Source organism: Candidatus Rokuibacteriota bacterium (assembly GCA_030647435.1).
Taxonomy (GTDB): domain Bacteria; phylum Methylomirabilota; class Methylomirabilia; order Rokubacteriales; family CSP1-6; genus AR37.
This window is the reverse complement of sequence record JAUSJX010000127.1, coordinates 17,040-42,551: the sequence shown is the minus strand read 5'-3', so window position 1 is coordinate 42,551 and position 25,512 is coordinate 17,040. Positions and strand designations below refer to the sequence as shown.

The following is a 25,512-nucleotide window of genomic DNA, read 5'->3' as shown; positions in this document are numbered from 1 at the left end:
CGGCTTCGAGTACATGGAGGAGAAGGAGACGCCGTCGAAGGAGGAGTCGCGCCTCATCAACCTCATCCTCTCGAACGGCGCGCGCTTCTACGTCGACCACGCGCACCCCGAGTACTCCTCGCCGGAGACGACCAACCCGCGTGACTGCGTCATCTGGGACAGGGCCGGCGAGCGCATCCTGGACCTCGCCCGCGTGCGGGCGGAGGCCGTCTCGCCACCCGAGCAGCGGATCCTGATCTACAAGAACAACACCGACTCGAAGGGCAGAGCGTAGGTAACATAACACCCGTTCTCAGACCTGAACTGTACTGGCACAGATGCCAAGGGTTTCAGAGATCGGCTGTGGGTCACGGGCGCGTCTGGGTCACGCGCTGCGCAGGGGTCAGGGCCCAAGGAGCCGGTCGAATAGCCGCAAGTAGTCGGCGACGATCCGCTCCACGTCATACCCTTCCAGGACGTGCTGCCGCGCGGCCGTGCCAACCCGCTCCCGAAGTGACGGGTCCGTCACCAGTGCGCCGAGGCACGCGTGCCACTCGCGATCCTCGAACGCGAAGAATCCGGTCTCCCCGTGGGCGATGACGCGCCGGTCCGCCTCCGACGGCGTACACACGACGGGGAGGCCGGCGGCCATGTAGCTGACCACCTTCGTCTGCGCCTTGCGTTGCTGGAACGGGTCGTCGAGCGGCTTGATCACCACGGCTACATCGGACGCGGCGAGCACACGCTCCCAGCGGTGGATCTTCCATTCGGTGTACTGGATCGGGCCCTCGTCGCGGGCCGGCCCGCTCGTGTCGTACACGAGCCGGATGTCGAGGCCGGTTTCCTCCCGGAGCTGCTCGATGATGGGGTGGAGCTGCAGCATCGGCGCGAGGTTCTCCCGATAGCCTTGCCATACCACCCGGATCGGACCGCCGTGCGCGTAGGTGGTCCGGTGCCGGCGGTTGAGTAGCGGGCGGGCGATCTCCACCTGTGGGATCCCGAGGTCCTCGAAGTCTCGTCGCTGGAGCGGGCTCGCCAGGATCAGGGCGTCCATCGACCGGAGGAATGGCTTATAGTGCCGCTCGAGCGCGTCGGGGTCCTCGTAGATGTCGCGCCGCCCGCTCGTGGTCTGGACGAACCGGATGTCGGCCGTGTCGTAGACAAGCCGCGTGGGCCGCTCGTGCAGCCGACGCACGACGTCCGGGGTGAAGGACTCGAAGTGCTTGACGATGACGACGATGTCGAACCGCGAGAGGTCCTCGCCGGAGAAGAAGATGTCGCCAACGTAGCGCGAGGGTGACCGGTTGATCGCGTCTACGATCGGATCGATGTGCCACTTGCGCAGGCCGAGCGTGTTCTCGCCGAGGGGATCGGGGTCAGGTCTTGCATTCCTACATTGTCCGCCGGACTCCGCTGCGGCGAGGGATCATCGGCCGAGGCCGGATGTTGGATTGCAAGACCTGACCCCCCAGATGGCTGATTGACGGCGCCAACCCCGGCAGGTATGAACGAGAGTGGGATACTTGGCCGGTTGTCGGGCGAAAGAGGCTCGCAAGGAGGGATCCATGGCATTCCAGATGGGACCGCGGCGTGCCGTCTACACGGATGTCGGCGAGATCCTCGACGGGGGGCAGGGCCGCCCGCTGTCCCCTGCGGAGATCAGCCACTTCGAGACCCTGGATCTCGTGTATCGCTCCCTCTGCGCCCTCCTCTACAACTACGTGCCCACCTCGGGACATCCGGGGGGCTCGATCTCCTCGGGACGCATCGTGGCCGCCGCGCTCTTCGACGCGCTGGACTACGACCTCGCGCGCCCCGATCGCGAGGACGCGGACATCATCTCCTATGCCGCCGGGCACAAGGCCATGGGGCTCTATGCGATGTGGGCGCTCCGCGACGAGATCGCCCGGATCGGCGCGCCTGACCTCCTCCCGCCGGAGGCGAAGTCGCGCCTGCGGCTGGAGGACCTGCTCGGGTTCCGGCGCAATCCCGTCACGAAGACGCCGCTCGTCACGAAGTTCGGCGCCAAGGCCCTCGACGGCCATCCGACACCGGCCACGCCCTTCGTCCGGCTCTCCACGGGGGCATCCGGCGTGGGACTCGCCAGCTCCCTCGGGCTGGCGTTCGGCGCCAGGGACTACTTCGGCGACGATGCGCCAAGGGTTCACGTCATCGAGGGCGAGGGCGGCTTGACCCCCGGACGCGTGGTGGAAGCGCTGGCGGCGGCGGGCACCGCCTCGCTGGGGAATGCCGTCGTCCACCTCGACTGGAACCAGGCCTCGATCGACTCGAACCGGGTGTGTCGTGAAGACGGTCAGCCGGGCGACTACGTGCAGTGGACGCCGATGGAGCTCTTCTATCTCCACGACTGGAACGTCGTCTTCGTGCCCGACGGCAAGGACCTCCGCCAGGTCTCCGCCGCCCAGCGCGCGAGCGCCGCCATCGCCAACGGCCAGCCGACGGCGATCGTCTACCGCACGGTGAAGGGCTGGCAGTACGGGATCGAGGGCAAGGCGGCGCACGGGGCCGGCCACAAGATGTGCTCCGACGGCTTCTGCCAGGCCATCGCCGGGTTGACGGGCGTGGCGGACGCGATGGTGCCGACGTGCGAGGCGGGCCAGCAGCGTTGCATGGCGAGCCCGGACAGCAGCGCCGTCATCGAGGCGTGCTTCTGGGAGTCGCTGGGGATCGTGCGCAAGGTGCTGGAGGAGAGCCGGCCCCTCGTGGAAGCGCTCTCCGCCCGGCTCGTCGCCGCTCGCGATCGGCTCGACCGGCGGGGCCGTCGTCCCCGATCCGCCGCGCCCCGGGTGGACGCGGTGTACGAGCTGGCGGCCGAGGGCGCTCGGACGCCCGTCGAGCTTCTCCTCGAGCCTGGAACGGTGACGACGCTCCGGGGCGAGCTTGGACGTGCGCTCGGCCACCTGAACCGCGCGTCGGGCGGCGCGCTCTTCACCGCCTCCGCCGACCTCCTCGCCTCGACGAGCGTCGGTGCCGCGGGCGTCGGGTTCGCCGACGGGTACTGGAACGCCAGCGCGAACCCGGGATCGCGGATCCTCTCGATCGGCGGCATCTGCGAGGACGGGATGGCCGGGATCCTGTCCGGCCTCTCCACGTTCGGACATCACATCGGCGTCGGCTCGTCGTACGGCGCGTTCATCGCGCCGCTGAGCCACATCGCCGCGCGCCTGCACGCCATCGGCGCCCAGGCGCGCCACGCGCGGGCCGGGGATCCGTACCGGCCAATGATCGTCGTGTGCGCTCATGCCGGCCTGACGACCGGCGAGGACGGGCCGACCCACGCCGACCCCCAGCCCCTCCAGCTCCTCCAGGAGAATTTCCCGCGGGGAACGGCCATCACGCTGACACCGTGGGACCCTCAGGAGATCTGGCCGCTCCTGACCGCCGCGCTCGCCAAGCGGCCGGCGATCATCGCCCCGTTCGTGACGCGTCCGAACGAGGTCGTCCTCGACCGCGCGCGCCTCCACCTGGCGCCCGCCCAGGATGCCGTGAGCGGTGTCTACCTCCTGCGGCGGCCGCGGGGAGAGGGCGACGGGACGGTGATCCTCCAGGAGAGCGGCGTCACCTACGCATTCGTCCAGGAGGCGCTGGCGCGGCTCGATCGGGACGGGCTCGATCCCTGGGTCTACTACGTCGCGAGCGCCGAACTGTTCGACCTGCTCCCGCCGGAGCGGCAGCGCGCGATCTTCCCCGAGGAGCGCGCGCAGGAGGCGATGGGGATCACGGGCTTCACCTTGCCGACGATGTTCCGCTGGGTGCGATCCGACCTCGGCCGCGGGATGACGCTCCACCCGTTCCAGCACGGGCACTTCCTCGGAAGCGGCCAGGGCGAGGTCGTGCTCGCCGAGGCCGGCCTGGACGGCGAGAGCCAGTATCGCGCGATCAAGCGGTACGCCGAGGCCCGCCGGGCTGTCGTGCCGCCAGTGCGGCGAGGTCTCTGACAAGGCGATCACTGAGAGACAGGACCTGCTCCCGGTCGAGGTCGTCTTGGTGGGAGTTGATCTCTCTCCAATGGGCCGGGTGGGCGCCAATGACCCCCTCCGACATCGGGTTTGACCTGTCCCCGGCCATCTGGCACCATCGGCCGGTATGATCGTCGAGGACAAGCTGAAGGGGCTGGGATTGATGGTGCCGAACCTCGAGGATCTGTACCGCACCAATGCCTCGGGCGCCCATTACATCTCGCACTTCCCCGTGCAGAGCATGCTCCATCTCTCCGGCACCGTGCCGATCAAAGACGGCACGCTCTATCTCCCCGGCGTGTTGGGCGAGAACCTGACCATCGAGCAGGGTTACGAGGCGGCCCGCTATGCCGCGCTCACGACGCTGGCGGCCGTGAAGTACGCGCTGGGCGACCTGGATCGCGTGCAGCAGATCGTCCACATGACGGGCTTCGTGAACTCGGCCCCGGGCTTCAATGATCAGCCCCGGGTGATCAACGGCGCGGCCGACCTGCTCGTCGAGATCTACGGCGACCGCGGCAAGCCCACCCGCGCCGCCATCGGTTGCCGGGGGCTCGGCGGCGACGCCTCGGTCGAGATCATCGTGCAGCTGCTCTTCTCGGGAGCTGACGTGCGCCCGCCGCTGGCGCGGGATCACTTCGCCAAGTAAACCCCTCGAGGCGCCGAACGGAGATTCCTTTCACGGAGCCCGGCCCCCAAGCCCGGGTTTGACCCATCCACTCTGATCTGGCAGGATTTGCGTCATTCGAAATCCCTCAAGGAGGCGTGATCGCGATGCCAGGCACGGTAGGATTCATCGGGCTCGGGGCCATGGGCGGTCCCATGGCGTTGAACCTCGTCAAGCACGGCTTCTCGCTCGTGGCGCACGACATCGATCCGGCGAAAGCCGAGCTGTGGCGCACGCGCGGCGCCACGATCGTCGATTCCGCCGAGAGTGTAGCCGCCTCGGTCGAGCGCACGATCTGCATGGTGGAGACGACCGCGCAGGCCGAGGCCGTCATCGCGGGCGAGCACGGCATTGTTCGGAGCGCCCGGCCTGGACATATCGTGGCCTGCATGAGCACGATCGACCCGTTCGCGGCGCGCCGACTCGCCGACCAGCTCGCGCCACGAGGCATCGCCATGCTCGACGCGCCCGTGAGCGGCGGCACGGGGCGCGCAGCATCGGGGGAGCTGTCGATCATCGTGGGAGGGACGTCGGAGACGGTGGCCGCGTGCAAGGATCTCTTCGAGGCCATGGGAAACAACGTTTTTCACGTCGGCGGGCTCGGACAGGGCCTCGCCATGAAGCTCGTCAACAACATGCTCATCCAGGTCAACACGGTCGCCATCGCCGAAGCGCTGGTCATGGGCGTGAAGGCCGGCCTTGACCCGCAGATGATCTACGACGTGGTGCGTGTCAGTACCGGTACGAGCTTCGCTTTCGAGACGCGCATGCCGAAGATACTGAAGCGTGATTTCTCGCCGGGCGGCACCGTCGACATCTCGTTCAAGGACCAGGAGCTGGAGACGGCCTTCGCCAAGCAGCTCGGCGTGCCGGTGCTCCTCGCGAACGTCAGCCAGCAGGTCTATCAGATGGCGCGCGCCGCGGGATTCAACAAGGAGGACGGCTCCGCCGTCATCAAGGTATTCGAACGGCTCGCCGGCGTGCGGGTCGGCGGCGGCGGGTGAGGCGATGGCCACCTACGTACTCGTCCACGGAGCGTATCAGGGCGGTTGGATATGGAAGCCGGTGGCACAACGCCTGCGGGCCGCCGGGCATGAGGTCTATGCGCCCACGCTCGAAGGCTGCGGAGAGCGGCACCATCAAGTCCGCCCCGGAATCACCGTGGGCACGCATGCCCATGAGGTCGCGCGGCTCCTCTTCTACGAAGATCTGGAAGACGTCGTGCTGGTGGGCACCAGCTCGGGCGGCATGGTGATCTGTCAGGCGGCCGAGCTGGCCGGCGACCGGATTTCGCGCCTCGTCTTCGTGGACGCGCTGGCGCTCCTGCCTGCCGAGCGCGTCGCCGATATCGTGAACCGTCCCGCCGCCAATGAAGTAACCGAGATGACCACGGCGCCGACGCGCCAGGACGCTGAAGGGCGCATGTTCGCCGATCTCGAGCCGGCGATGCGGGCGTGGGTGCTCGCCCGCTACACACCCCATCCGATCGCGGCGCTCGAGGCGCCCATGGGGCCGACGAACTTCTGGGAGCATACGTGGAAGGCGGCGGTGATCCGCTGCCGGCAGGCGCGCAACCCTCCCGAGTCGCATCAGCGCCGGACGGCGGAGCGCCTGAAGGCCTCGTACACGGAGATGGACACCGGACACTATCCGATGCTGAGCCAGCCCGCGGAGCTGGCGCGTCTCCTCATGTCAGCGTCGTGCGAGCGCGTTAGAGCGTAGATAACACAACACCCGTTCTCAGCCCCCGAGAGCCGGGCCGCGCGATCCGAAGCCGGCTACCGGGCGAAGCGCCCGGGGGCAAAGGCCTCGAGGACGATCGTCGTGCCCCCGGTCAGAACGAGATCGGCGATGGCGCGCCCCATGGCCGGGCCGAACAGGATGCCCTTGCGGCCGGCGCCCGTGGCCATGTAGACATGCTCGAGCCCGGGCACGCGGCCGAGCAGGAGCAGCCCGTCCGAAGCCACCGGACGCAGGCAGGCGGTCTGGTGCACGACCTGGGCGTCCGCCATCGCGGGCAGCATCCTCACCAGGGCTGCGCCGATCTCGTCGCGGGCCTCGGTCGTCGACTCCTCGTCGAAGCCCGCCTCCTCCTCGGTCGTGCCCGCCCACAGCAGGCCGTCGGTCTTGGTGGTGGCATAGTTGTGGCCCCAGCCGACGGAGCACGCGACCGGCGGCCCGGGAGCCTGGAGCCGCAGGATCTGGCCCTTGAGGGGGCGGACCTCGATCGGCACGTCGATCCAGGCCGATGTCTCCCCGCTCCAGGGGCCGAGGGCCAGCACTACCCTGGAGCAGGCGACCTCGTCCCGCTCGAGGATCACGCCCGTGACCTGCCCCCCTTCGCGCCGCAGGCCGGTGACCCGCCCGTGCCGGACAGTCACGCCCAGGCGCTCGGCCGCCCGGGTGAGCGCCAGCACGAGACGATAGGGCTCGACGTCGGCGGTGCCCTCGATCGACACCGCCCCGAGGGTCTCGTCCGAGATGCGAGGCTCCACGCGGCGGGCCTCCGAGGCGTCCAGCCAGCGCGCCGAACATCCCGGTTGCCGCTGCTGCCAGGGCAGGGCGGCCTGGAGCCTCTGCGCGTCGGCCTCGGTGAAGGCCAGGGCGAGCGAGGGCCGCACGCGGAAGTCGATGCCGATGCCCGTTTCCTCGACCACGCTCTCGGCCAGCTCGCGGTGCAGCCGCATCCCGTCCTGGGCGATCTCGGCGAGGGGCCCTGGGATCCCGAAGCCGGTCACCGGGCTCAGCCCGCCATAGGCGAAGCCCGAAGCATGGCTGCCGATGGCGTCGCGCTCGACGACGACGCTGGGAACGCCCGCCTTCGCGAGGTAGTAGGCAGTGACCATGCCCACGATGCCGCTTCCCACGATCACCACCTCGCCACTGGCCATTTGGGCCGGATCCTCTCTCCCTCGACCTCACGCTAGTCGTCGTCAGTGCGTAAGTAACACAATGCTTGTTCTCGGCGTACGGGACGGGGCGAAAGCAAGCGTCAGCGCCGCCAGCTTCTCCAGAAACTCCACTGGCTCGAAGAGCAGATGCGTCGTCCCATCGCTCCAGCCGCACCTCAGCACGTAGCGGCACAGCCTCCCGCCTGTGGTATTTACGAACAACTTGTCAAGTTCGACACGCCTCAGCTCCACCAAAATCTTGCGGGGCTACGGAGCGCTCCGTAGCCCCGTTTGTTTTCCGACCGCCGTCAGAGCTTCAGCGTGAACTTCTGGAAGGTGTGGCAGTCCTGGCGGACGATGCCGAGCATGCGGCCCGAGGATAGGCTATTCGAGAGGGGCGTCGTCCGCCCTCGCGGCCGTCTCCTGCCAGGACGTGCGCAGTTTTACTCGCGTGGCCACTCTGATTACCAGGACATTGGCGTCGGGCGCTTCCGTCTTATAGGAAGCCAGATCAGGTTTGGGTTGCTGAATGCACCCGCCACCCAGCACACTGCCTTGCGAAGTGACGTGCTTTTGGAGGACAAAGTTTGCTTCGTGCTTGAATTTTCTGTAGACGATATATTCAACGGTATATCGTTTGCAATCCTCATCGACGACAGGCATCGTGCCGTCCGCCGACGGAGAACTGGGTAAGTCATGGGCACGGCCATAAAATTGAGTCCGCTGTTTGATACGCTGGTTCGTGCGCGGATCGACGAAGGTGTTGGACTTGCTGTTCATTGAAAAGTCCGCGACCCAGAAGGGGCAATTCGGACTCGTGCGATACCCATGCTTTCCGGAGATGCTCCGAAGGCTGTGTTCCGTGAAGGCCTCCGGGATAAAGTACGTCGCATCGGCCTGTGCATTGGCGCACAACGTTTCGACGGTGACCGAACCAGGCATCCTTTCCGATGTTCCCTTTGTGTCGGGAGCCGCCAAGGCAGTGGACACAACAAGAATCGCCAACAGCATGAAGAAACCTTTCTGCATCATGCTGATTCCTTTCCCTCAATCGTTGGTTTCGTGATGCGTCAAATCACGCGTTATGTGAAGAGCGTAGATAACATACCACCCGTTCTCAGACCTGAACTGGCAGGGCTATAGGGCGCTCCGTAGCCACGTGTGTTTTCCGGCTCCGGTCAGGGCTTCAGCGTGAACTTCTGGAAGGTGTGGCAGTCCTCGCGGGCATGCCCTCGACTCACCGCGAAGGTCCAGGTCACCTCCGCCACGTAGATGTCGCCGCGCGAGTCAACCGCCAAGCCGTGCGGGGCCGCGAAGCTGCCGGGCTCCTCGGCATTGAGCGTGCCCCAGCGGGCCAAGACCCGGCCGTCCTTGTCGAAGACGCTGACCCGGCCGTACTTCGACTCGAGTGTCGGCCCGTGCCGCTGGGAGGTCTGGCCCTTGTGCCACCACAGCTCGGACACGTGAGCCCGGCCCTGCGCGTCGAACACGAGGTGGGTCGGCCGCTGGGTGTCGGTCCACTCGCTGAGATACTCGCCGTCCGGGCTGAAGATCTGGATGCGGTCGTTCTCGCGATCGCAGACGAAGACGCGCCCATCGGCCGCCACGGCGATGCCGTGCGGCAGGAAGAACTCGCCGGGGCCGCCGCCCGGCGTGCCCCACGATCGCCGAAGCTCCCCGGTTGGCGAGAACTGGTGCACGCGGCAGTTGCCGTAGCCGTCGGACACGTAGAGGTCGCCCTTGGGCCCGACCGCGAGGTTCGTCGGGCGGTTGAACGGGCCGGCGGCCCGCGAGACGGTGCCGGTGTCCTTGCCGTCGTAGCCGGTGTCGGACGGCGTGTTCAACGTTCCAAGCGTCATCAGCAGCTTGCCGTCCGGCGTGAACTTGCGGATCGTGTGATTGCCGTCGTCCGTGCAGTAGAGCATTTCGTCCGGCCCGACGCTGATGCCGTGGGTCCGGTACGTGAACTCGCCCTGGCCCCAGGAGCGCAGGAACCTGCCGCCGGAATCGTAGACAATGATGGGGTGATCGCCGCGGCAGATCAGGTAGACGCGGTCTTCCGAGTCCACCGCCACGCCGGCGACATCGCGGTGCTTGTATCCGGCGGGAAGCTGCTCCCAGCCCTCGAGGACCTCGTAGCGCAACGCGCTCGACTGCACCATGGCTCGCCTCCGCCGCTCAGCTGTGCTTCGGGGTTCACTGCGTCCACCTGTGAGAGGGCCAGACTATGAGAGAAGCGCACGACCCTGTCAAGCGAGCGACGGCTATCCCGTGTCGCCGACGAGCTTGGCGGCCTCGATGCCGGCAAGCGCGCAGGCCTCGTCCTTGTCCGACGTATCGCCGGAGATGCCGACCGCGCCGATCACCGTCCCGGCGCCGTCGCGGATCAGGACGCCGCCGGGCGCGGGCACCACCCGCCCGTCCGACATCGCGTTGAGCGCGGCGAAGAACGGCGCCTGCTGAGGCTGCTCCGCCACGCGGCGGGCCAGGGCGCGCGAGCCCATGCCCATCCCGAGCGCGCCCCAGGCCTTGCCCACGGCGATCTGGGGACGGATGATGCCGGCCCCGTCCTCACGGGAGAAGGCCTTCAGGTGCCCGCCGTCGTCCAGCACCGCCACGGCCAGCGGCGCGCAGCCCGTTTCCCGGCCCTTCCTGAGCGCCGCCTCCACCACCGTCGTCGCCTGCTCGAGCGTGATCCCGGCCACTGTGAGTCCTCCTCTTAGTCCTTCGGCAGACCCAGCACGCGCTCGCCGATGATGTTGCGCTGAATTTCGCTGGTGCCTCCCGCGATAGTGTACTGGCGGGCGCTGACGACGCGGTTGTACCAGCGCGGGCCGTCGGGCACGGCCGTGCTCGGCCGGTTGACCAGCACGCGGGGGCCCAGCAGCTCGCCGGCGAAGTCCGCAATGCGCACGCCGAGCTCGGAGCCGAACAGCTTGAGGATGGAGCCCTCGGGCCCGGGCGGCTCGCCGCGGAGCTGGCGCGTGATGTTGCGGAGCCGCGTGTACCGAAGGCAGGTGGCGTCGATCCAGAGCTGGGAGAAGCCCTGACGGACCAGCGGGTCCTCCCATGCGGGCCGGCCGGCGACGTAGAGCTCTCCGGCCAGGGCCCGGAGCCGCGCGAGCTGCTCGGTATAGCCCCGCCCGCCGCCGGACTTGCGCTCGTACATGAGCGTGGTCATGGCCGGCCTCCAGCCCTCGTTCTGCCGCCCGATCAGATTCTCCTTCGGCACGCGGACGTCGACGAAGAAGACCTCGTTGAAGTGGCGATGGCCGTTCATGAGGACCAGCGGCCGCACGGTGATGCCGGGCGTCTTCATATCGGCGAGCAGGTAGCTGATGCCGCGGTGCTTGGGCGCCGCCGGGTCGGTGCGCACGAGCGCGTAGATCCAGTCGGCGAACTGGGCGCCCGACGTCCACACCTTCTGGCCGTTGACCACGAAATGATCGCCCCTGTCCTCCGCCCGGGTCGCGAGGCTTGCCAGGTCGGAACCGGCGCCCGGCTCGGAGTAACCCTGGCACCAGATGTCCTCGCCGCTCAGGATGCGCGGCAGGAAGCGCCGCTTCTGCTCCTCGGTGCCCCACTCGATGATGGTCGGCCCCGCCATGTTCACGCCGGAGTAGCCGGGCAGGACGGGAGCGCGAGCGCGGAAGTACTCCTCATCGAAGATGATCTGCTCCAGCAGCGTCGCGTCCCGGCCGCCATAGCTGGCCGGCCAGGAGATGCCGACCCACCGGGAGGCGTACATCCTCCTCTGCCAGGCCACGCGGCGATCGAAGGTCGCGCGGTCCGGCGCGACGCGCTCGTCGAAGGCATCGTCCACGCACAGGTCCGCCGGCAAGTTTTTCTCGAGCCAGCCGCGGACCTCGCGGCGAAAGGCCTCCTGCTCCGGCGTGTACTGGAAATCCATGGTCTCTCTTCTAACACCGGCGGCCGCACGACTCAAGGCGGCCGGCGCCGGCTGATCCCTCGCGCGCATCGCTCTCGGATTTGCTACTGTGCTCCTCATGGCCGCCGGCGCATCGACCCCCCAGGTTCCTCCGCCGGCGCGCGCCGAGCTCGCGCCCACGGGCAAGCTGCGCGCGGGGATCAACTATGGGAACGTGATCGTCGCGAGGAAGGATAAGGCGACGGGCGAGTCCACCGGCGTGGCGATCGACCTGGCGCGGGAGCTGGCGAAGCGTCTGGGCGTGCCCGTCGAGATCGTCGCGTACGACAGCGTCGGCACGATGGTCGACGGAGCCAAGGCTGGCGCGTGGGATATCGCGTTCCTCGGGGCCGATCCGGCCCGCGCGGCCGAGATCAGCTTCACCGCCGCCTACGTGGAGCTCGAGGCGACCTACCTGGTGCCGGCCGGGTCGCCGCTGCACGCCATCGCCGACGTTGACCGTGACGGCGTGCGCGTCGCCGCGCCGGCCAGGGCCGCGTATGAGCTGTTCCTCACCCGGAGCCTGAAGCGCGCCCAGCTGGTGCGGGCGCAAGGCGCCGACGCGGCCATCGCCCTGCTGGTTTCGGGACAGGTGGAAGCGCTCGCCGGGTTGAGGCAGGCGCTCATAACGCCCGCCGCGAAGCTGCCCGGATCGCGCATCCTCGATGGCCGGTTCATGGCGGTGCAGCAGGCCGTGGGCATCCCGAAGGGCCGCGACGCCGGCGTGACGTATCTTCGCGGCTTCGTCGAGGAGGCAAAAACCTCTGGGCTGGTCGCCCAAGCGATCCAGAAGACCGGCGCCATCGGCGTGTCGGTCGCGCCCAAGGCCCCGGTCCAGTAGCTCTTCGTTCCCTTTCTCGGCTGCGGGCTACTTGCCCGCGGCGCCCGAGGAGGGCAGCTGCAGCGCCTCCGGCCGCGCCGGGCGCATCCGCCGCCACAAATCCCGCCAGCCGCCCACGCGCTCGCGCAGGCCCTCGAGCTGGAGGTAGATCACGGGCGTGATGTAGAGCGTCAGGAGCTGGGAGAGGATGAGCCCGCCCACCACCGAGAGGCCCAGCGTCCGCCGGGCGTCGCTGCCCGCCCCGACGCCGACCGCGATCGGCAGCGTCGCCATGAGCGCCGCCATCGTCGTCATCATGATCGGGCGGAAGCGGAGCAGGCACCCCTGGAAGATCGCCACACGGGGGGATTTGCCCTCGCGCTGGGCGACGATCGCGAAGTCGATCATCATGATGGCGTTTTTCTTCACGATGCCGACCAGCATGATGATGCCGACGAAGCCGTAGAGGTTCAGCTCCTCGTGGAAGATGAGGAGCGTCAGAAGCGCCCCCATCGCCGCAGACGGCAGGCCGGAAAGGATCGTCAGCGGGTGGATGAAGCTTTCGTAGAGGATGCCCAGGATCAGATAAATCACGAGGACCGCTGCCAAGAGGAGGAGCCCCAGGCCCTTGACCGAGGACTGGAAGGCCTGCGCCGTGCCCTGGAAGGTCGTCGTCAGCGTCGCCGGCAGTCGCAGCTCGCGCTCGAGCCCGCGGATCTCCGCGACGGCGTCGCCCAGCGGCACGCCGGGCTTGAGGTTGAAGGAGATCGTCACGGCCGGCAGCTGACCCAGGTGGTTGACCGTGAGCGGGCCCACGGAGCGCGTGAGCTTGGCGACGGCGCTGAGCGGCACGAGCTTGCCCGAAGTCGACCGGATGTAGAGCATGCCGAGCGCGTCGGGGTCGTCCTTGAACCGGGGCAGGAGCTCCATCATCACCCAGTACTGGTTGGTCGGCGTGTAGATCGTGGAGACCTGGGGCGCGCCGTAGGCGTTGTTGAGCGCGGCCTCGATCTGCGAGGCGGTGACGCCCATCGCCGAGGCGCGGTCGCGGTCGATCTCGACCAGCACCTGCGGGCTCGTCACCTGCAGGTCCGAGTTGACGTCGAGGAAGCCCGGCAGCCCGCGGACCTTGTCGAGGAGCACCGGCGCCCACTTGTAGAGGTCGGCCGCGTCGGCGTCCTGGAGCGTGTACTGGTAGGCGGCCTTGGTCAGGTTGCCGCCGATCCGTATCGTCGGCAGCTTCTGTGGGTACACGGTGAAACCGGGGATGCCGGTGAGCTTGGCGCGCAGCTCCTGGATGATCTCGTCCACGCCGGGCCGCTCCGCGCGCGGCTTGAGGCGGATGAAGAACCGCCCCGTGTTCGGCACGACGCTCGTGTTGCTGGCCCCCATCGACGACATGAAGGAGGAGACGTACGGCTGCTTCAGCACGATGGCGGCGGCTTCCCGCTGGTGCGCCATCATGCTGTCGAAGGAGATATCCTGCGCGCCTTCCGTGAAGGCGAAGATCTGCCCCGTGTCCTCGTCGGGGATGAAGCCCTTCGGGACGGCCATGAAGAGCCACCCCGTCCCCACGATCGTCGCCACGAAGACGCCGATCGTCGCCTGCGGATGGCGGAGCACCACCTCGAGCGTCCCCCGGTAGGCGGCCAGCATGCCGGCGAAGACGCGCTCGGAGGCGCGGTAGATCCTTCCGTGCGAGGCGGTCGGCGGCTTGAGGAAGCGGCTGCAGAGCATCGGCGTCAGCGTGAGCGACACGACGCCTGAGACCAGGACGGCGATGACGATGACGGAGGCGAACTCGTGGAGCAGGCGGCCCACCACGCCGCCCATGAAGAGCACCGGGATGAACACGGCCGCCAGCGCCAGCGTCATCGAGATGATGGTGAAGCCGATCTCGCGCGAGCCCAGGAGCGCCGCCTGCATGCGCTCCATGCCGTGCTCCATGTGCCGGATGATGTTCTCGAGCACCACGATAGCGTCGTCCACGACGAACCCCACGCACAGCGTCAGCGCCATGAGCGAGAGGTTGTCGATCGTGTAGCCGAGCGCGTACATGCCGGCAAAGGTGCCGATGATGGACATCGGCAGGGCCAGGCTCGGGATGATCGTCGCCGAGACATTTCTCAAGAAGAGGAAGATCACCAACACCACGAGCGCGATCGCCAGCAGGAGCGTGAACTGGACCTCGCCGACCGAGGCGCGGATGGACACCGAGCGGTCGTAGAGGATGTTGAGGTTGATGGAGGCCGGCAGCTGGGCCTGGAAGCTCGGGAGGATCTTCTTGATCGAGTCCACCACCTCGATGGTGTTGGTGCCGGGCTGGCGCTGGATGGCCAGGATGACCGAGCGTTCGTCGTTGTACCAGGAGGCGACCTTGTCGGTCTGGACGCTGTCGAGCACGGCGCCGAGCTGCTCCAGCCTGATCGGCGAGCCGTTCCGGTATGCGACGATGAGCGGCCGGAAGGCGGCGGCGTTCGTCAGCTGGCCCGTCGCCTGGACGTTGAAGGACTGGTACTGGCCGTAGATTGTGCCGGTGGGAAGATTGACGTTGGATTGGGCGATCGCCTGCTGCACCTCGTCGATGCCGACGCCGAGCGTCGCCATGGCGCGCGGGTCGAGCTGGACGCGCACCGCGTACTTCTGCGAGCCGAAGACCTGCACCTGGGCGACGCCGCTGATGGTCGAGATCCGCTGCGCCAGCATGGTCTGGGCGTACTCGTCCACGGTGTACAGCGGGAGCGTCAGCGAGCTGAGCGAGAGGTACAGGACCGGCTGGTCGGCCGGGTTGACCTTCTTGTACGACGGCGGCGTGGGCATGCCGGGCGGCAGGAGCGGCGCCGCGACCGCGATCGCCGCCTGGATGTCCTGGGCCGCCCCGTCGATGTTCCGGTCGAGGGTAAACACGACCGTGATCTGCGTCAGGCCGAGGGCGCTGGTGGACGTCATCGAGTCGATGCCCGCGATCGTCGAGAACTGCCGCTCGAGCGGCGTCGCGACGGCGGAGGCCATGGTGTCCGGGCTGGCGCCGGGCAGGCTCGCGGCGACCTGGATGACCGGGAAGTCCACGTTGGGCAGGTCGCTCACCGGCAGCTGCCGGTACGCCATGGCGCCGAAGATCAGGAGGCTCGCCATGAGGAGCGTCGTCATCACTGGCCGGCGGATGAAGAGATCGGTGTTCATTTGGGCGCGGGCGCGGGGCTGGTGGGCGCTGGCGCGGGGCTGGTTTGCGCTGGCGCGGGGCTGGTCGGACTCGCCGGCCCCGCGGGCTTGACGTCCACGCGCGTGCCGGTGACCAGGCGTAGCTGGCCGTCCGTCACCACGCGCTCGCCGACCTGCACCCCCTGACGCACGATCGTGAACGGCCCGCTCGCGAAGGCGACCACGACCGGGCGCGACTCGACGGTCGAGTCCGGCTTGACCACGAAGACGTACTGCCCCTTCTGGCCGGCCTGGATCGCCTGCGAGGGCACCACGAGGGCGTTGGGCTCGGTGCGGACCGTCAGCGTGACCGTCGCGAACTGCCCGGGCCAGAGCGCGTTGTCCGCGTTCTCGAACGCCGCCTTGAGCTGGATCGTGCCCGTCGCCGTGTCCACGGTGTTGTTGACGAAGCTGAGCGTGCCGCGCGCCCTGACGCTCTGCCCCTGCGGCGTCGCCTCGACCGCGAGCGGCCCCTTGGCCCGCTCGGTCTTGACCTGGTCGAGGAAGCGCTCGGGCACGGAGAAGACGACGTTGATCGGGTGCACGCGGTTGATGATCACCAGGGGGTTGCCGATGTCGTTGGCCTTGACGATGTTGCCCTGGTGGATGAGGAGGTTGCCGGTCCGCCCCTCGATCGGCGCGCGGATGGCGGTGTAGGTCAGCTGGACCTTCGCGTTCTCCACGGCCGCCGCGTCCGCCTGCACGAGCGCTTTCTGGTTCGCCACCATGGCGCGGGCGGCGTCCACGGTCGCCAGCGCCGACTTGTGCGCCGTGAAGATCTGGTCGTACTGCTCGCGCGCGATCAGACCGCCCTGCACGAGCTTCTTGTAGCGCTCTTCCTCAACGCGCGCGTTGTCGGCCTGCGCCTGGTCGCGCGCGAGGTTGGCCTCGGCCTGCGCGATGGCCGCCTGGTGTTGGGCCATGGTCGCCTGCGCCTGCTGGAGCGCCGCCTCGAAGGGCCGCGGGTCTATCGAGAAGAGGAGCGCGCCCGCCTTGACGTCCTGGCCTTCCTTGAAGTGGACCTGGAAGATCTGCCCGCTGAGGAGCGAGTACACGGACACGGTCGAGGACGCCTGGACGTTGCCGATGCCCTCGATCACCACCGGCACGTCGCGGGTCTCGACGGTGGCCGCGGTAACGGGCACGGCGGGCGCGCGTGGCGCCGCCTTGGCCTTGGCGTCGCCGTCGCTCCTGGAGCAGGCCGCGAGGGCAAGGACGGCGACGGAGAGCGCGAGCGCCGCGGCGCGCCGGGGCGTCATCGCCGGGCCTCCGCGGGCTGGCGCTGACGCGCGGGTCTCAGGCCGTCGGCCAGCCGCCGGAGGAAGGCGGCGTGGCGCGTCACGAAGGCGCGGTCCGTCGGCCTGAGCCCGGTCAGCAGGAGGGTGAACTGCGGGAAGGCCGTAGGGAATGTCGTCAGCGCGACCATCGCGAGCAGGAGATGCCCGGGATCGAGGTCGGCGCGGAGCAGCCCGCGCGCCTGCCGATCGCGCACCTGGCCCACGCCCTTCTGGAAGGCGGCGCGGCGCTCGGCATCCCCGCTCACCGCCCCCTCGGCCGAGCCGAGCGCCTCCCACTCCATGAGCCGCACCCAGTCGCGGTCCCGGCAGGCCGCGTCGAACCAGAACGCCAGGCTCTCGGCGGCGTCGTCCGGGGCCGTCACGGCCCACGCGGACCGCTCGCGGACCTTGCGGGCGAGGATCTCGCGGAAGAGATGCGCCTTGTTCCCGAAGTAGTGGTAGAGCATTCGCTTGTTGATACGCGCCCGCCGTGCGATGCGATCCACGCGCGCGCCGGCAAAGCCCTTGTCGGAGAACTCCCTGAGCGCAGAGGCGAGAATGCGCTCGCGGGTGCGCGCCGGGTGGTGCCCGACGGGGTGCTGGCGGGGTCGCAGCAGAGAGACTGTGGCCATGGCTAAAGTAACCAGTTAGATAATAACCGGGCGTCCCGCGCCGCGCAAGGAGCCGGATGCCTTCACACTTCTTTACACGCGGCACACACGGTCCTGACGCGCGGGAGTGATAGGGTAGCAGCATGGCGTACCGCACGGCCGCGCTCCTCATCGACGACGACGCCCGCCTGGGCGCCCTGGTGGCGGAATATCTCGGCAAGCACGAGATCGACGTCACGATCGCAGGTGACGGGCCGCGCGGCCTGATCGCGCTCCACAAGAGCCGCCCCGACCTCGTCCTGCTCGACCTGATGCTGCCCGGCATGGACGGCCTCGAGGTCTGCCGCAAGATCCGCGCGACGGCCGAGTGGGCCTCCCTGCCCGTCATCATGCTGACCGCCAAGGGCGAGGACGTGGACAAGGTGGTTGGGCTCGAAGTCGGCGCCGACGACTACCTCGCCAAACCCTTCAACCCCCGCGAGCTCCTGGCGCGGATCCGCGCCGTGCTGCGGCGCACCCGTCCCGCCGCGACGCCGCCGCGGCTGCGGGTGGGACGGCTCGAGCTCGACTTCGCCGCGCGAGAGGTGACGGTGAACGGCAAGCGGCGCGTCCTCACCCACCACGAGTTCGAGCTCCTCGCCACGCTCGCGCGGGCGGCCGGCCGCGTGCTCTCGCGCGAGCAGATCCTCGAGGCGCTCAAAGGCCAGGCCGAAGCCTTCGACCGCTCGATCGACGTCCACATCGCCAAGCTCCGCGCCAAGCTCGAGACCGATCCCAAGGAGCCGCGCTACCTCAAGACCGTCCGCGGCGTCGGCTACATGCTCGCGCGCGAGGCAGACTGAGATGCGCCGGCTTTTCGCGCGAATCTACCTCCACTTCCTGGGCGTGCTGCTGGTGGTCGCGGTCGCGGCGAGCCTGGTCTTCGCCTTCACCGCCCGCAGCGCCTTCGTCCAGGAGTCGGCCTGGCGGACGTCGCGCCACGCGGGCAGGATCGTGGGCGAGGTCTTCCGCGACCCGCCGGAGCTCGCGCGCCGCGTGAAGCTGCTCCACGACGAGCTCGAGATCGACCTGGTGGTACGCGACCTCGAGGGGCGAGTCCTCGCCGCCGCCGGCGCCGAGCCGCCCGCCTTCACCGCCGAGGAGCTCGGCCAGGCCCGAACCGGGCGGCGCATCGTCCACCCGACCCCAGCCTGGTCGACCGTCGGTCCGGTGCGCGAGCCGGGAACGGGCGCTGTCATCGGCACGGTCGTGAGCGCGGCGCAGCAGCGCCCCCTCTGGGCCGCCTTCACCCGCCCCGCCTTGATCCTGAGCCTTGTCCTCGTCCTCGTCGCCATCGCGTCCGCGCTCCTCGCCCGCCGCATCTCGCGCCCCGTCGAGCGGTTGACCGAGGCGGTGCGCCGGCTGGGCGCGGGCGACCTCGCCGCCCGCGTGCCGATCGGCACGCGGAATGGCGAGGACGAGCTCTCCGAGCTGACGCGGGCCTTCAACGACATGGCCGAGCGTATCGAGCGGCTGATCGCGGGGCAGAAGGAGCTCATGGCCAACGTCTCGCATGAGCTCCGCTCGCCGCTGACGCGGATCCGCGTCGCGCTCGAGCTCCTGCCGCACGACGGCGGTGCCGACGCGCGGCTCAAGGACGTGGAAGCGGATTTGGACGAGCTCGAGCGGCTGATCGAAGACGTGCTCACCACCACGCGGCTCGAGGCGACGGGGGTGCCGCCTCGCCTCGGGATGATGGACGCGCGCGAGGTCCTCATGGACGTCGCGGAGCGCGCCGCCGGCGATCCCCGGCTGGCCGCCGGCTCCGTGCGGGTCGCCGCGGGTCCGGCGATCGAGCTCACGGCCGATCGCGCGCTGCTCCGGCGCGCGCTCTGGAACCTCGTGGACAACGCGGCCAAGTACGGCGCCCCGCCCATCACGCTCCAGGTCGAGCGGGACGGAGATCACGTGGCGCTGTCGGTCACGGACCAGGGTGACGGCATAGCGCCGGCGGAGCGCGAGCGGGTCTTGGCGCCCTTCTACCGGCTCGACAAGGCGCGCACACCGGGCGAGGCATCGGGCGGCTTCGGCCTCGGCCTCACGCTGGCCAGCCGCGTAGCCCAAGTCCACGACGGCGCCATCACCATCGGCCCCGCCGAGACGATCAACGGGACCGAGCGTGGCTGCCGGGTGACGCTGACGCTCAGAACCGCGCCGGCAAGAGTACGATAGGGGAAGGGCAGAGGAGGACGGCTATGAAGACATCAGCTGCGGCGCTGTCGACGGTCCTGGTGCTGCTTCTCGCGGGCGCCGCCCAGGCTCAGTCCAGGATGCCAGACCCGCGGGGCGGCATCAGCGGACACGGGGTCAGGAGGCCTCCGCTCCCGACTCGGCCCCCGTCCTTTGTCCGGGCGCCGTTCTTTGGGCGGCATCCCTTCTTCTTCGGCTCCGGGCTCGTCGTCCAGTCCCCCGTGGCCGCCGCCCCTTCGACGTACGTCTATAGCTACCCGACCCCGGTCTATGTCCCGTATCCGGCCTACAGTCAGCCTCAACCGCAGTACTGGGCCTACTGCCGGAGCGCGCAGGGTTACTACCCGTACGTGCCCGAATGCCCCGGAGGATGGCTGCCGGTCCTGCCGACGTTGACGCCGCCTCCGGCGCGGGCTTCGGACGACACCGAACGTGAACTGAAGCAGGCGCCGGCCGGCGGCATGCCGATCGAGGAGATTCGCGAGCGGATTGCGCGCTCGCGGGCGGACTAGAGCAGCTTCAGGCCGTCAGTCCCAGGCCGTCAGTCCCGGGCCGTCAGTCGAGAATGAACGTGCGCGTGGCGACTACCTTCCCGCCCGCGTGCTCCACGACACAGACCCATCGGAAGAAGAAGAACCCCCCGGACGCGGAGATGATGGCGGGCCGGCCCGGCTTCGGGTCCTGCCACGACATGACGTTGAGCCCGCTGGCCCTCGCTTTCGCCTCCTGCTCGGCCGCCGACGCGCCGGCCACCGCCCCGGCGCACAGGTCGGTGACCTGTGACCGGGCCTGCCAGACTCGAACCGCCGGCCACGCGAGGACGAGACAAAGGACCGCGGTTGCGGCCAATGGACGGCGGCCCCAGCGAGCGTACCAGGTCAGAGGAGCGCGCCTTCGTGGCGCAGGAGCCACTGTTTGCGCGGAAGCCCGCCCGCGTAGCCCGTGAGGGACGCGTTGCTCCCGATCACGCGGTGACACGGGATGACGATGGCCACGGGGTTGAGAGAGTTGGCGAGCCCGACCGCGCGCGAGGCGGTGGGACGTCCGATCGAGGCGGCGAGCTGACCGTAGGTGCGCGTGGTCCCGACCGGAATCTTCCTGAGCGCCGACCAGACCGTCTGCTGGAACTCCGTGCCGCCCGGGTCCACCGCGATGCCGTCGAACGAGTGGAGGTCGCCCGCGAGGTAGGCGCGGACTTTCTCGCTCACGCCGAGCGGATTCGCTTCGTGCCGGAGCACGAGGTCCTCGAAGCGGCGCGTGAGGAGCTCCTTCATGCGCTCCTCGCAGTCACCGAAGTCGAGCGCGCAGAGCGCCCGGGCGTCCGTGACGACGACGATGGGGCCGAGCTCGGAGTCGATCGTGTCGGTCCTGAGCTCGATGGCCGTCGAGGCTTCGCCCCCGGTCACCGGCAGAGGACCGCCCGGGATCACGGGGCCGGCCGCCGGATGCGGATGATCATGAACGCGCGCATGTCAGGCCGGCGTGTGCGCGAAGGGCAGCTTGGCGAACCGCGCGCGCTCGACCTCGATCACCAGCACCACGCGCTGCTCCGGATTCTGCCGCATCGGGAACTCCTTGCCGGTGTACTTGCGCGAGATGCGGTCCATGATCTTGAAGTCGGCGTCCTTCCAGCGCTCGGCCACTCGGCCGCGGAGCTGCGTCTCGACGTAAGGGTTGGCGTAGGCGACCACGGAGAGCGCCACGCGCCCATCCCGCCGCGTGTTCTTGGCCTTGAGCGAGCCTTCGCCGGTGGCGATGAGGATGCGGTCGCCCTCAAGGTCCACCCAGACGGGCGCCGCCTGGGGGGAGCCATCCGGCATCAGCGTCGACAGGTGGGCGAAGTTGGCGCCCCGGATCAGGGCCTTGACGTCGTCAGACAGCGGAATGCCCATGCGTCCTCCCCTTCGTGGGCGAGGTCGGCCGTCGTCACCGGGCGGGGTAGAAGACGATCACGAGGCGCCGTTGCCGCTGTGCAGGATCACGAAACCGCGTTCGCGCAGGTTCGCGTCCACGTCCTCGTGCCGGCGGCGGTCGCTCTGCCGGCGCTCGCCCGACGCGGGGACCGCGCGCTGGCGGCGCTCGCCCACCCGGCGGTCCATGATGATGCGGATCCGCTCCTCGTGGCTGAACTCGCGCTGGAGGTAATCATAGAGCTGCGGATTGTATCGCGCGACGACGAAGATCTCTCCGAGCTGCACCATCTCCTCTCCGCATTTCTTGACCCAGTATGGAACGTCCATGCCCCGGAACAACATGAAGGCCGTCACCAGATACTCCTCGGCCCGCGCGCGGTCGCCGGCGAGCCGCATGACCCGCCCGAGGCCCATCTTGGCGTGAGCGACGACGGGCTGCATGCGCAATTCCTCGGCGATGCCGAGCGACTCCCGGTAGTGCTGCTCGGCCTCGGCGAGCGCCGGCGCTCCACCGCGGGATGCCAGGTCGCCGAGCAGGCGCCACGCCCAGGCCTGGTGCCCGCGCTCCTTGTGCGCGACGGCGAGATCGAGCGCGTGCCGCGCCATCTCGCGGGCCCGCTCGCCCTCGCCCGCCGCCATGAGCCCCTCGGCCCAGTGGAGCGTCCACAGCGCGAGGTACGCGTTGACACCGAGGACTTCGCTCAGGTGCACGCCATCCTCGAGCAGCGGCATCGCTTCGGCGAGCCTGCCGGAGAGCGCCAGCCCGAGCCCGAGCAGCGAGGCCGGGATGGGCCGCCAGACGTCGAGGTGCTTCTCGCGGCAGGCCTCGAGGCTCGGCTGCAAGAGCCCGAGCGCCCGCTCGAGGTGGCCGCGTCGCAGCCACACCAGCCCGGCCAGGGTACGCGCAATGGTCTGGCCGTACACGTGGCCGGCCCCGTCCGCCACGCGCAGCGCCTGGTCCACGCAGGCGTCCGCGCCGTGGAAGTCGCCGAGCTCCGCCAGCGTGAAGGCCAGCCACCCGCTCGACGTGACGTAGGAGATGGCCGACTGGTCGGCGGCGGTCCCGCGCGCCTGCGCGAGCGCGTCCACGTTCTGCCGGAGGATGAGCTCGGCGCGCCGGTACTGCCCCTGCGCGTGGCACGAGAGGCCGAGGTAGCCTCGGGCGAGGGCTTGCAGCGCGAGATCCTGGGTCGCGTCAGCGATACGCAGGCAGCGCTCGCCGTAGCCGATGGCGAGGTCGGGCTCGCCGTTCAGGTAGTGATAGTTGACGAGGTAGCTGTACACGCGCCCCAGGCGCGACTCGTCGCCCAGCTCGGTGCCGAGCTGCTCGGCTTCCTTCGAGAGCTGGAGCACCTCGCGCAGCCGTCCGAGCTGGAGCAGCGGCGGCCGCAGCTCGAGCCGGATGTCGATCGTCTGCTCGAGCTTGGCGCGCCCCTCCGGCAGGTGGGTGAGCGCCTGGAGCGCCTGCTCGAGGAACGCGACGGCCTCCTGGTTGCCGGCGCGCGAGGTCGCCTTGGCTCCAGCCTGGCGGAGATAGCCGATCGCCTTCTCCCACGCGTCCCCGCGCACCGCGTGGTGCGCCAGGCGCTCGACCTGCTCGCCCAAGCGGTCGGCGTAGAGGTGCTCGAGCGCGTCCACCAGCCGCGCGTGCAGCACCTTCCGCCGGCCCGTGACCAGGCTGCCGTAGGCGACGTCGTGGGTGAGCGCGTGCTTGAAGGTGTACTCCAGCGCCGGGAAGAGCGTCGTCTCGTAGATGAACTCGGCCGACTGCAGCCGCAGGAGCCCCGCGCGCAGCGCCTCCTCTGGGAGATCGGCGATGGCGTCGAGGAGCGCGAAGGGCACGTCCTTGCCGATGACGGAAGCGGCCTGCAGCAGGCGCTTGTCCTCGGGCTCGAGCCTGTCGATGCGCGAGGCCAGCACCGCCTGGACGGTCGGCGGCATCTGCAACGTCTCGACGGACTTCGCCATGCGGTACTGGCCGCGATCGCCCGCGAGCGCGCCGGTCTCGACCAGGGACTGGACGCACTCCTCGAGGAAGAAGGGATTGCCCTCGGTTTGCGACACTAGAAGCTTTTTGAGCGGGGCGAGGGCCGCATCGTTGCCCAGGATCGCCTGGAGGAGCTCGTCCGCGCTCTCGGGCTCGAGCGGGTCGATGCGGAACTGCGTGTAGTAGCTCTTGCTGCCCCAGCCGTGCGTGTACTCCGGCCGGTAGTTCACCATCAGCAGCAGGCGCGCCGCCGGCAGGCTCTCGACCAGGCTGTCGAGGAACGCCTGCGTCTCCCCGTCCAACCAGTGGAGATTCTCGAAGATCACGAGGAGCGGCTGCACCTGGCTCTCGCGCAGCAGCAGGCGCTTGAGCGCGTCGAGGGTCCGACGCCGGCGCTCGCGCGGGTCGGTGTTCTGTTCGGCCTCATCCGTGGTCACGTCGAGGAGCCCCAGGAACACGGGAATGGTGCCCCGCAGGCTGTCGTCGAGCGTCAAGATCTTGCCGGTGACCTTCTCTTGAATACGCCGCTTGTCGTCGTGATCCTCGATGCCGAAGTACGTCTTGAGGAGATCGCTGACCGGCAGGTACGAGGTCATCCGCCCGTAGGACACCGGCGAGCTCTCGAGGATGAGCCAGCCGTGCGTCCGGTGCGAGTGCGTGAACTCCCAGAAGAGGCGGGACTTGCCCACGCCGGGCTCGCCCGACACGGCCACGATCTGCCCCTGCCCCGCCCGCGCCTTCTCGAGCGTCTCGCGCAGGCGCCCCAGCTCGCCGTCGCGCCCGACGAAGGGGGTGAGCCCGCGCGCGGCCGCCGCCTGCAGCCGCGAGCGGACAGCCCCGGCGCGGACGATCTCGAAAATCTCCACCGACTCGGCAAGTCCCCGCACCGGCACCGGGCCCAACGGCCGGACTTCGATGTACCCCTCGGCCAGCCGCAGCGTGTCCTTGGTCATCAGCGCCGTGCCCGGCCGCGCCAGCTGCTCCATGCGCGCGGCGAGATGCGTCGTCTGGCCGATCGCGGAGTAGTCCATGTGCAGGTCGCTGTCGATGGCGCGGACCACGACCTCGCCCGAGTTGAGCCCGACGCGGATCTGGACGTCGATGCCCTGGCTCCGGCGCAGCTCGTCCGCGTACCAGCCGACCGTCTCCTGCATGCGGAGCGCGGCGTGGCAGGCCCGCACCGCGTGGTCCTCGTGGGCGACCGGCGCGCCGAAGAGCGCCATGATCCCGTCGCCCATGACCTGGTTGACGGTGCCTTCGTAGCGGTGGATCGCCTCCATCATCCGTTCGAGGACGGGGTCGAGGATCTTGCGCGCCTCTTCGGGATCGCGGTCGGCGAGGAGCTCCATCGAGCCCTTGACGTCGGCAAAGAGCACGGTGACGAGCTTGCGCTCGCCCTCGAGCTGGGCGCGCGTGGTGAGGATCTTGTCGGCGAGATGCTTGGGGGTGTACGTCTGAGGGTCGGCGAAGCGGCCCGTCGCGGGAGCGCCCGCCGTCAGCGCCGCGCCGCAGCCGCCGCAGAAGCGCGCCTCGGCCGCCACCTCGGCGCCGCAGGACGGACACGCCCGCGCCTGGCGGGCGCCGCACTGCTCGCAGAACCGGGCGCCCTCGCGGCTCGTGGCCTGGCAGCGCGGACACGTCACGTCACAGCCTCCCGCTCGGGCTCAATAGGCACATCTCCCACACGGAACGTTCCGGGAGTGTAGTCCTCGCGCGGGGCGAGGTCAAGCCGCGGTGGGTCGTTTGTGAACCGTCCTTGAGACCCAGCGCCTCAACCGGCGGGCACACTCCGAGCGCGATCAGCGGGTCTGCCGGAGTTCTTTCTGCTTTTGCTGTTCGCCGGGACTAAAGAAGCCGCACCATGTATTTCCCCCGACCACTGGACTGCTCCCCGGTATGCTGAGGAACCCGCCGAGGCGGTGCACGCAGGCGGAAGGTCGTCGGGATGGCGTTCAGGCTCTCCTTCAGCTCCGGCTCCGTCACAGCGTCGAATCCCACCTGGAAGAAGAACATCTTCTTCTGCTTTGTG

The 25,512-nt window shown here is 69.1% G+C and carries 22 protein-coding genes and 1 pseudogene; 9 read left to right on the top strand and 14 right to left on the bottom strand.

The window, feature by feature from the left end:
* Positions 1-271: pseudogene (locus tag Q7W02_22085) on the top strand (proteasome accessory factor PafA2 family protein).
* Between the two features lie 111 nt (positions 272-382).
* Here the strand turns inward: Q7W02_22085 and Q7W02_22080 are convergent.
* Positions 383-1,174 (bottom strand): glycosyltransferase, encoded by a 792-nt coding sequence (locus tag Q7W02_22080; protein MDO8478836.1) that lies wholly within the window; start codon positions 1,172-1,174, stop codon positions 383-385.
* Positions 1,175-1,544: 370 nt separating this feature from the next.
* On the opposite strand from Q7W02_22080, the gene Q7W02_22075 reads away from it, so the two are divergent.
* From Q7W02_22075 to Q7W02_22060, 4 genes are all read left to right on the top strand, one after another.
* Complete coding sequence (locus Q7W02_22075; GenBank protein MDO8478835.1) at positions 1,545-3,938, top strand: hypothetical protein; 2,394 nt, start codon at positions 1,545-1,547, stop codon at positions 3,936-3,938.
* Between the two features lie 148 nt (positions 3,939-4,086).
* The gene (locus Q7W02_22070; GenBank protein MDO8478834.1) at positions 4,087-4,608 is read left to right on the top strand and encodes a RidA family protein; all 522 of its coding nucleotides are present in this window, start codon (positions 4,087-4,089) and stop codon (positions 4,606-4,608) included.
* A gap of 125 nt (positions 4,609-4,733) precedes the next feature.
* Positions 4,734-5,630, top strand: a complete 897-nt coding sequence (locus Q7W02_22065) for an NAD(P)-dependent oxidoreductase (GenBank protein ID MDO8478833.1) — start codon at positions 4,734-4,736, stop codon at positions 5,628-5,630.
* Between the two features lie 4 nt (positions 5,631-5,634).
* Entirely contained in the window at positions 5,635-6,348 is a 714-nt protein-coding gene (locus Q7W02_22060; GenBank protein ID MDO8478832.1) for an alpha/beta fold hydrolase, read from the top strand.
* Between the two features lie 56 nt (positions 6,349-6,404).
* On the opposite strand, the gene Q7W02_22055 is transcribed toward Q7W02_22060, so the two are convergent.
* The 5 genes from Q7W02_22055 to Q7W02_22035 all read right to left on the bottom strand — a co-directional run bounded on the left by Q7W02_22055 (position 6,405) and on the right by Q7W02_22035 (position 11,427).
* The gene (locus Q7W02_22055; GenBank protein MDO8478831.1) at positions 6,405-7,517 is read right to left on the bottom strand and encodes an FAD-dependent oxidoreductase; all 1,113 of its coding nucleotides are present in this window, start codon (positions 7,515-7,517) and stop codon (positions 6,405-6,407) included.
* A 384-nt stretch (positions 7,518-7,901) separates the two neighbouring features.
* Complete coding sequence (locus tag Q7W02_22050) at positions 7,902-8,549, bottom strand: hypothetical protein (GenBank protein MDO8478830.1); 648 nt, start codon at positions 8,547-8,549, stop codon at positions 7,902-7,904.
* Between the two features lie 146 nt (positions 8,550-8,695).
* Positions 8,696-9,679: a peptidyl-alpha-hydroxyglycine alpha-amidating lyase family protein gene (locus Q7W02_22045; GenBank protein ID MDO8478829.1), complete on the bottom strand. Its 984-nt coding sequence runs from the start codon at positions 9,677-9,679 to the stop codon at positions 8,696-8,698.
* 102 nt (positions 9,680-9,781) lie between these two features.
* Positions 9,782-10,222, bottom strand: a complete 441-nt coding sequence (locus tag Q7W02_22040; protein ID MDO8478828.1) for a heme-binding protein — start codon at positions 10,220-10,222, stop codon at positions 9,782-9,784.
* A 14-nt stretch (positions 10,223-10,236) separates the two neighbouring features.
* Positions 10,237-11,427 carry an acyl-CoA dehydrogenase family protein gene (locus tag Q7W02_22035; GenBank protein MDO8478827.1) on the bottom strand — a complete coding sequence of 397 codons (1,191 nt, stop codon included), beginning with the start codon at positions 11,425-11,427 and terminating at the stop codon, positions 10,237-10,239.
* 97 nt (positions 11,428-11,524) lie between these two features.
* Between Q7W02_22035 and Q7W02_22030 the strand changes: the two genes are divergently transcribed.
* Positions 11,525-12,286, top strand: coding sequence for a transporter substrate-binding domain-containing protein (locus Q7W02_22030; protein ID MDO8478826.1), 762 nt, complete (start codon positions 11,525-11,527; stop codon positions 12,284-12,286).
* Between the two features lie 27 nt (positions 12,287-12,313).
* On the opposite strand, the gene Q7W02_22025 is transcribed toward Q7W02_22030, so the two are convergent.
* From Q7W02_22025 to Q7W02_22015, 3 genes are read right to left on the bottom strand one after another with little or no spacing between them, the layout of a single operon-like run.
* On the bottom strand, positions 12,314-15,448 hold the full coding sequence (locus Q7W02_22025; protein MDO8478825.1) for an efflux RND transporter permease subunit: 3,135 nt from the start codon (positions 15,446-15,448) through the stop codon (positions 12,314-12,316).
* Positions 15,445-16,725: an efflux RND transporter periplasmic adaptor subunit gene (locus tag Q7W02_22020; GenBank protein ID MDO8478824.1), complete on the bottom strand. Its 1,281-nt coding sequence runs from the start codon at positions 16,723-16,725 to the stop codon at positions 15,445-15,447. Before Q7W02_22020 ends, Q7W02_22025 begins: the two co-directional genes overlap by 4 nt.
* Complete coding sequence (locus tag Q7W02_22015) at positions 16,722-17,375, bottom strand: TetR family transcriptional regulator (protein ID MDO8478823.1); 654 nt, start codon at positions 17,373-17,375, stop codon at positions 16,722-16,724. The genes Q7W02_22020 and Q7W02_22015 overlap by 4 nt, the downstream gene beginning before the upstream one ends.
* Before the next feature lie 122 nt (positions 17,376-17,497).
* Between Q7W02_22015 and Q7W02_22010 the strand changes: the two genes are divergently transcribed.
* From Q7W02_22010 to Q7W02_22000, 3 genes are read left to right on the top strand one after another with little or no spacing between them, the layout of a single operon-like run.
* Positions 17,498-18,196: a response regulator transcription factor gene (locus tag Q7W02_22010; GenBank protein MDO8478822.1), complete on the top strand. Its 699-nt coding sequence runs from the start codon at positions 17,498-17,500 to the stop codon at positions 18,194-18,196.
* 1 nt (position 18,197) lies between these two features.
* A complete protein-coding gene (locus Q7W02_22005) occupies positions 18,198-19,565 on the top strand; it encodes an ATP-binding protein (protein ID MDO8478821.1) in 1,368 nt (455 codons plus the stop codon).
* A gap of 23 nt (positions 19,566-19,588) precedes the next feature.
* The gene (locus Q7W02_22000) at positions 19,589-20,095 is read left to right on the top strand and encodes a hypothetical protein (GenBank protein ID MDO8478820.1); all 507 of its coding nucleotides are present in this window, start codon (positions 19,589-19,591) and stop codon (positions 20,093-20,095) included.
* Between the two features lie 43 nt (positions 20,096-20,138).
* Here the strand turns inward: Q7W02_22000 and Q7W02_21995 are convergent, their stop codons facing one another.
* The 5 genes from Q7W02_21995 to Q7W02_21975 form a co-directional block, all read right to left on the bottom strand.
* A complete protein-coding gene (locus tag Q7W02_21995) occupies positions 20,139-20,336 on the bottom strand; it encodes a hypothetical protein (GenBank protein ID MDO8478819.1) in 198 nt (65 codons plus the stop codon).
* 125 nt (positions 20,337-20,461) lie between these two features.
* The gene (locus Q7W02_21990) at positions 20,462-20,989 is read right to left on the bottom strand and encodes a methylated-DNA--[protein]-cysteine S-methyltransferase (GenBank protein ID MDO8478818.1); all 528 of its coding nucleotides are present in this window, start codon (positions 20,987-20,989) and stop codon (positions 20,462-20,464) included.
* A 66-nt stretch (positions 20,990-21,055) separates the two neighbouring features.
* Positions 21,056-21,475 (bottom strand): PPOX class F420-dependent oxidoreductase, encoded by a 420-nt coding sequence (locus tag Q7W02_21985; GenBank protein ID MDO8478817.1) that lies wholly within the window; start codon positions 21,473-21,475, stop codon positions 21,056-21,058.
* 57 nt (positions 21,476-21,532) lie between these two features.
* Positions 21,533-25,126, bottom strand: a complete 3,594-nt coding sequence (locus Q7W02_21980; GenBank protein ID MDO8478816.1) for an adenylate/guanylate cyclase domain-containing protein — start codon at positions 25,124-25,126, stop codon at positions 21,533-21,535.
* Between the two features lie 202 nt (positions 25,127-25,328).
* Positions 25,329-25,496 carry a hypothetical protein gene (locus Q7W02_21975; GenBank protein MDO8478815.1) on the bottom strand — a complete coding sequence of 56 codons (168 nt, stop codon included), beginning with the start codon at positions 25,494-25,496 and terminating at the stop codon, positions 25,329-25,331.
* Between the last annotated feature and the right edge of the window lie 16 nt (positions 25,497-25,512).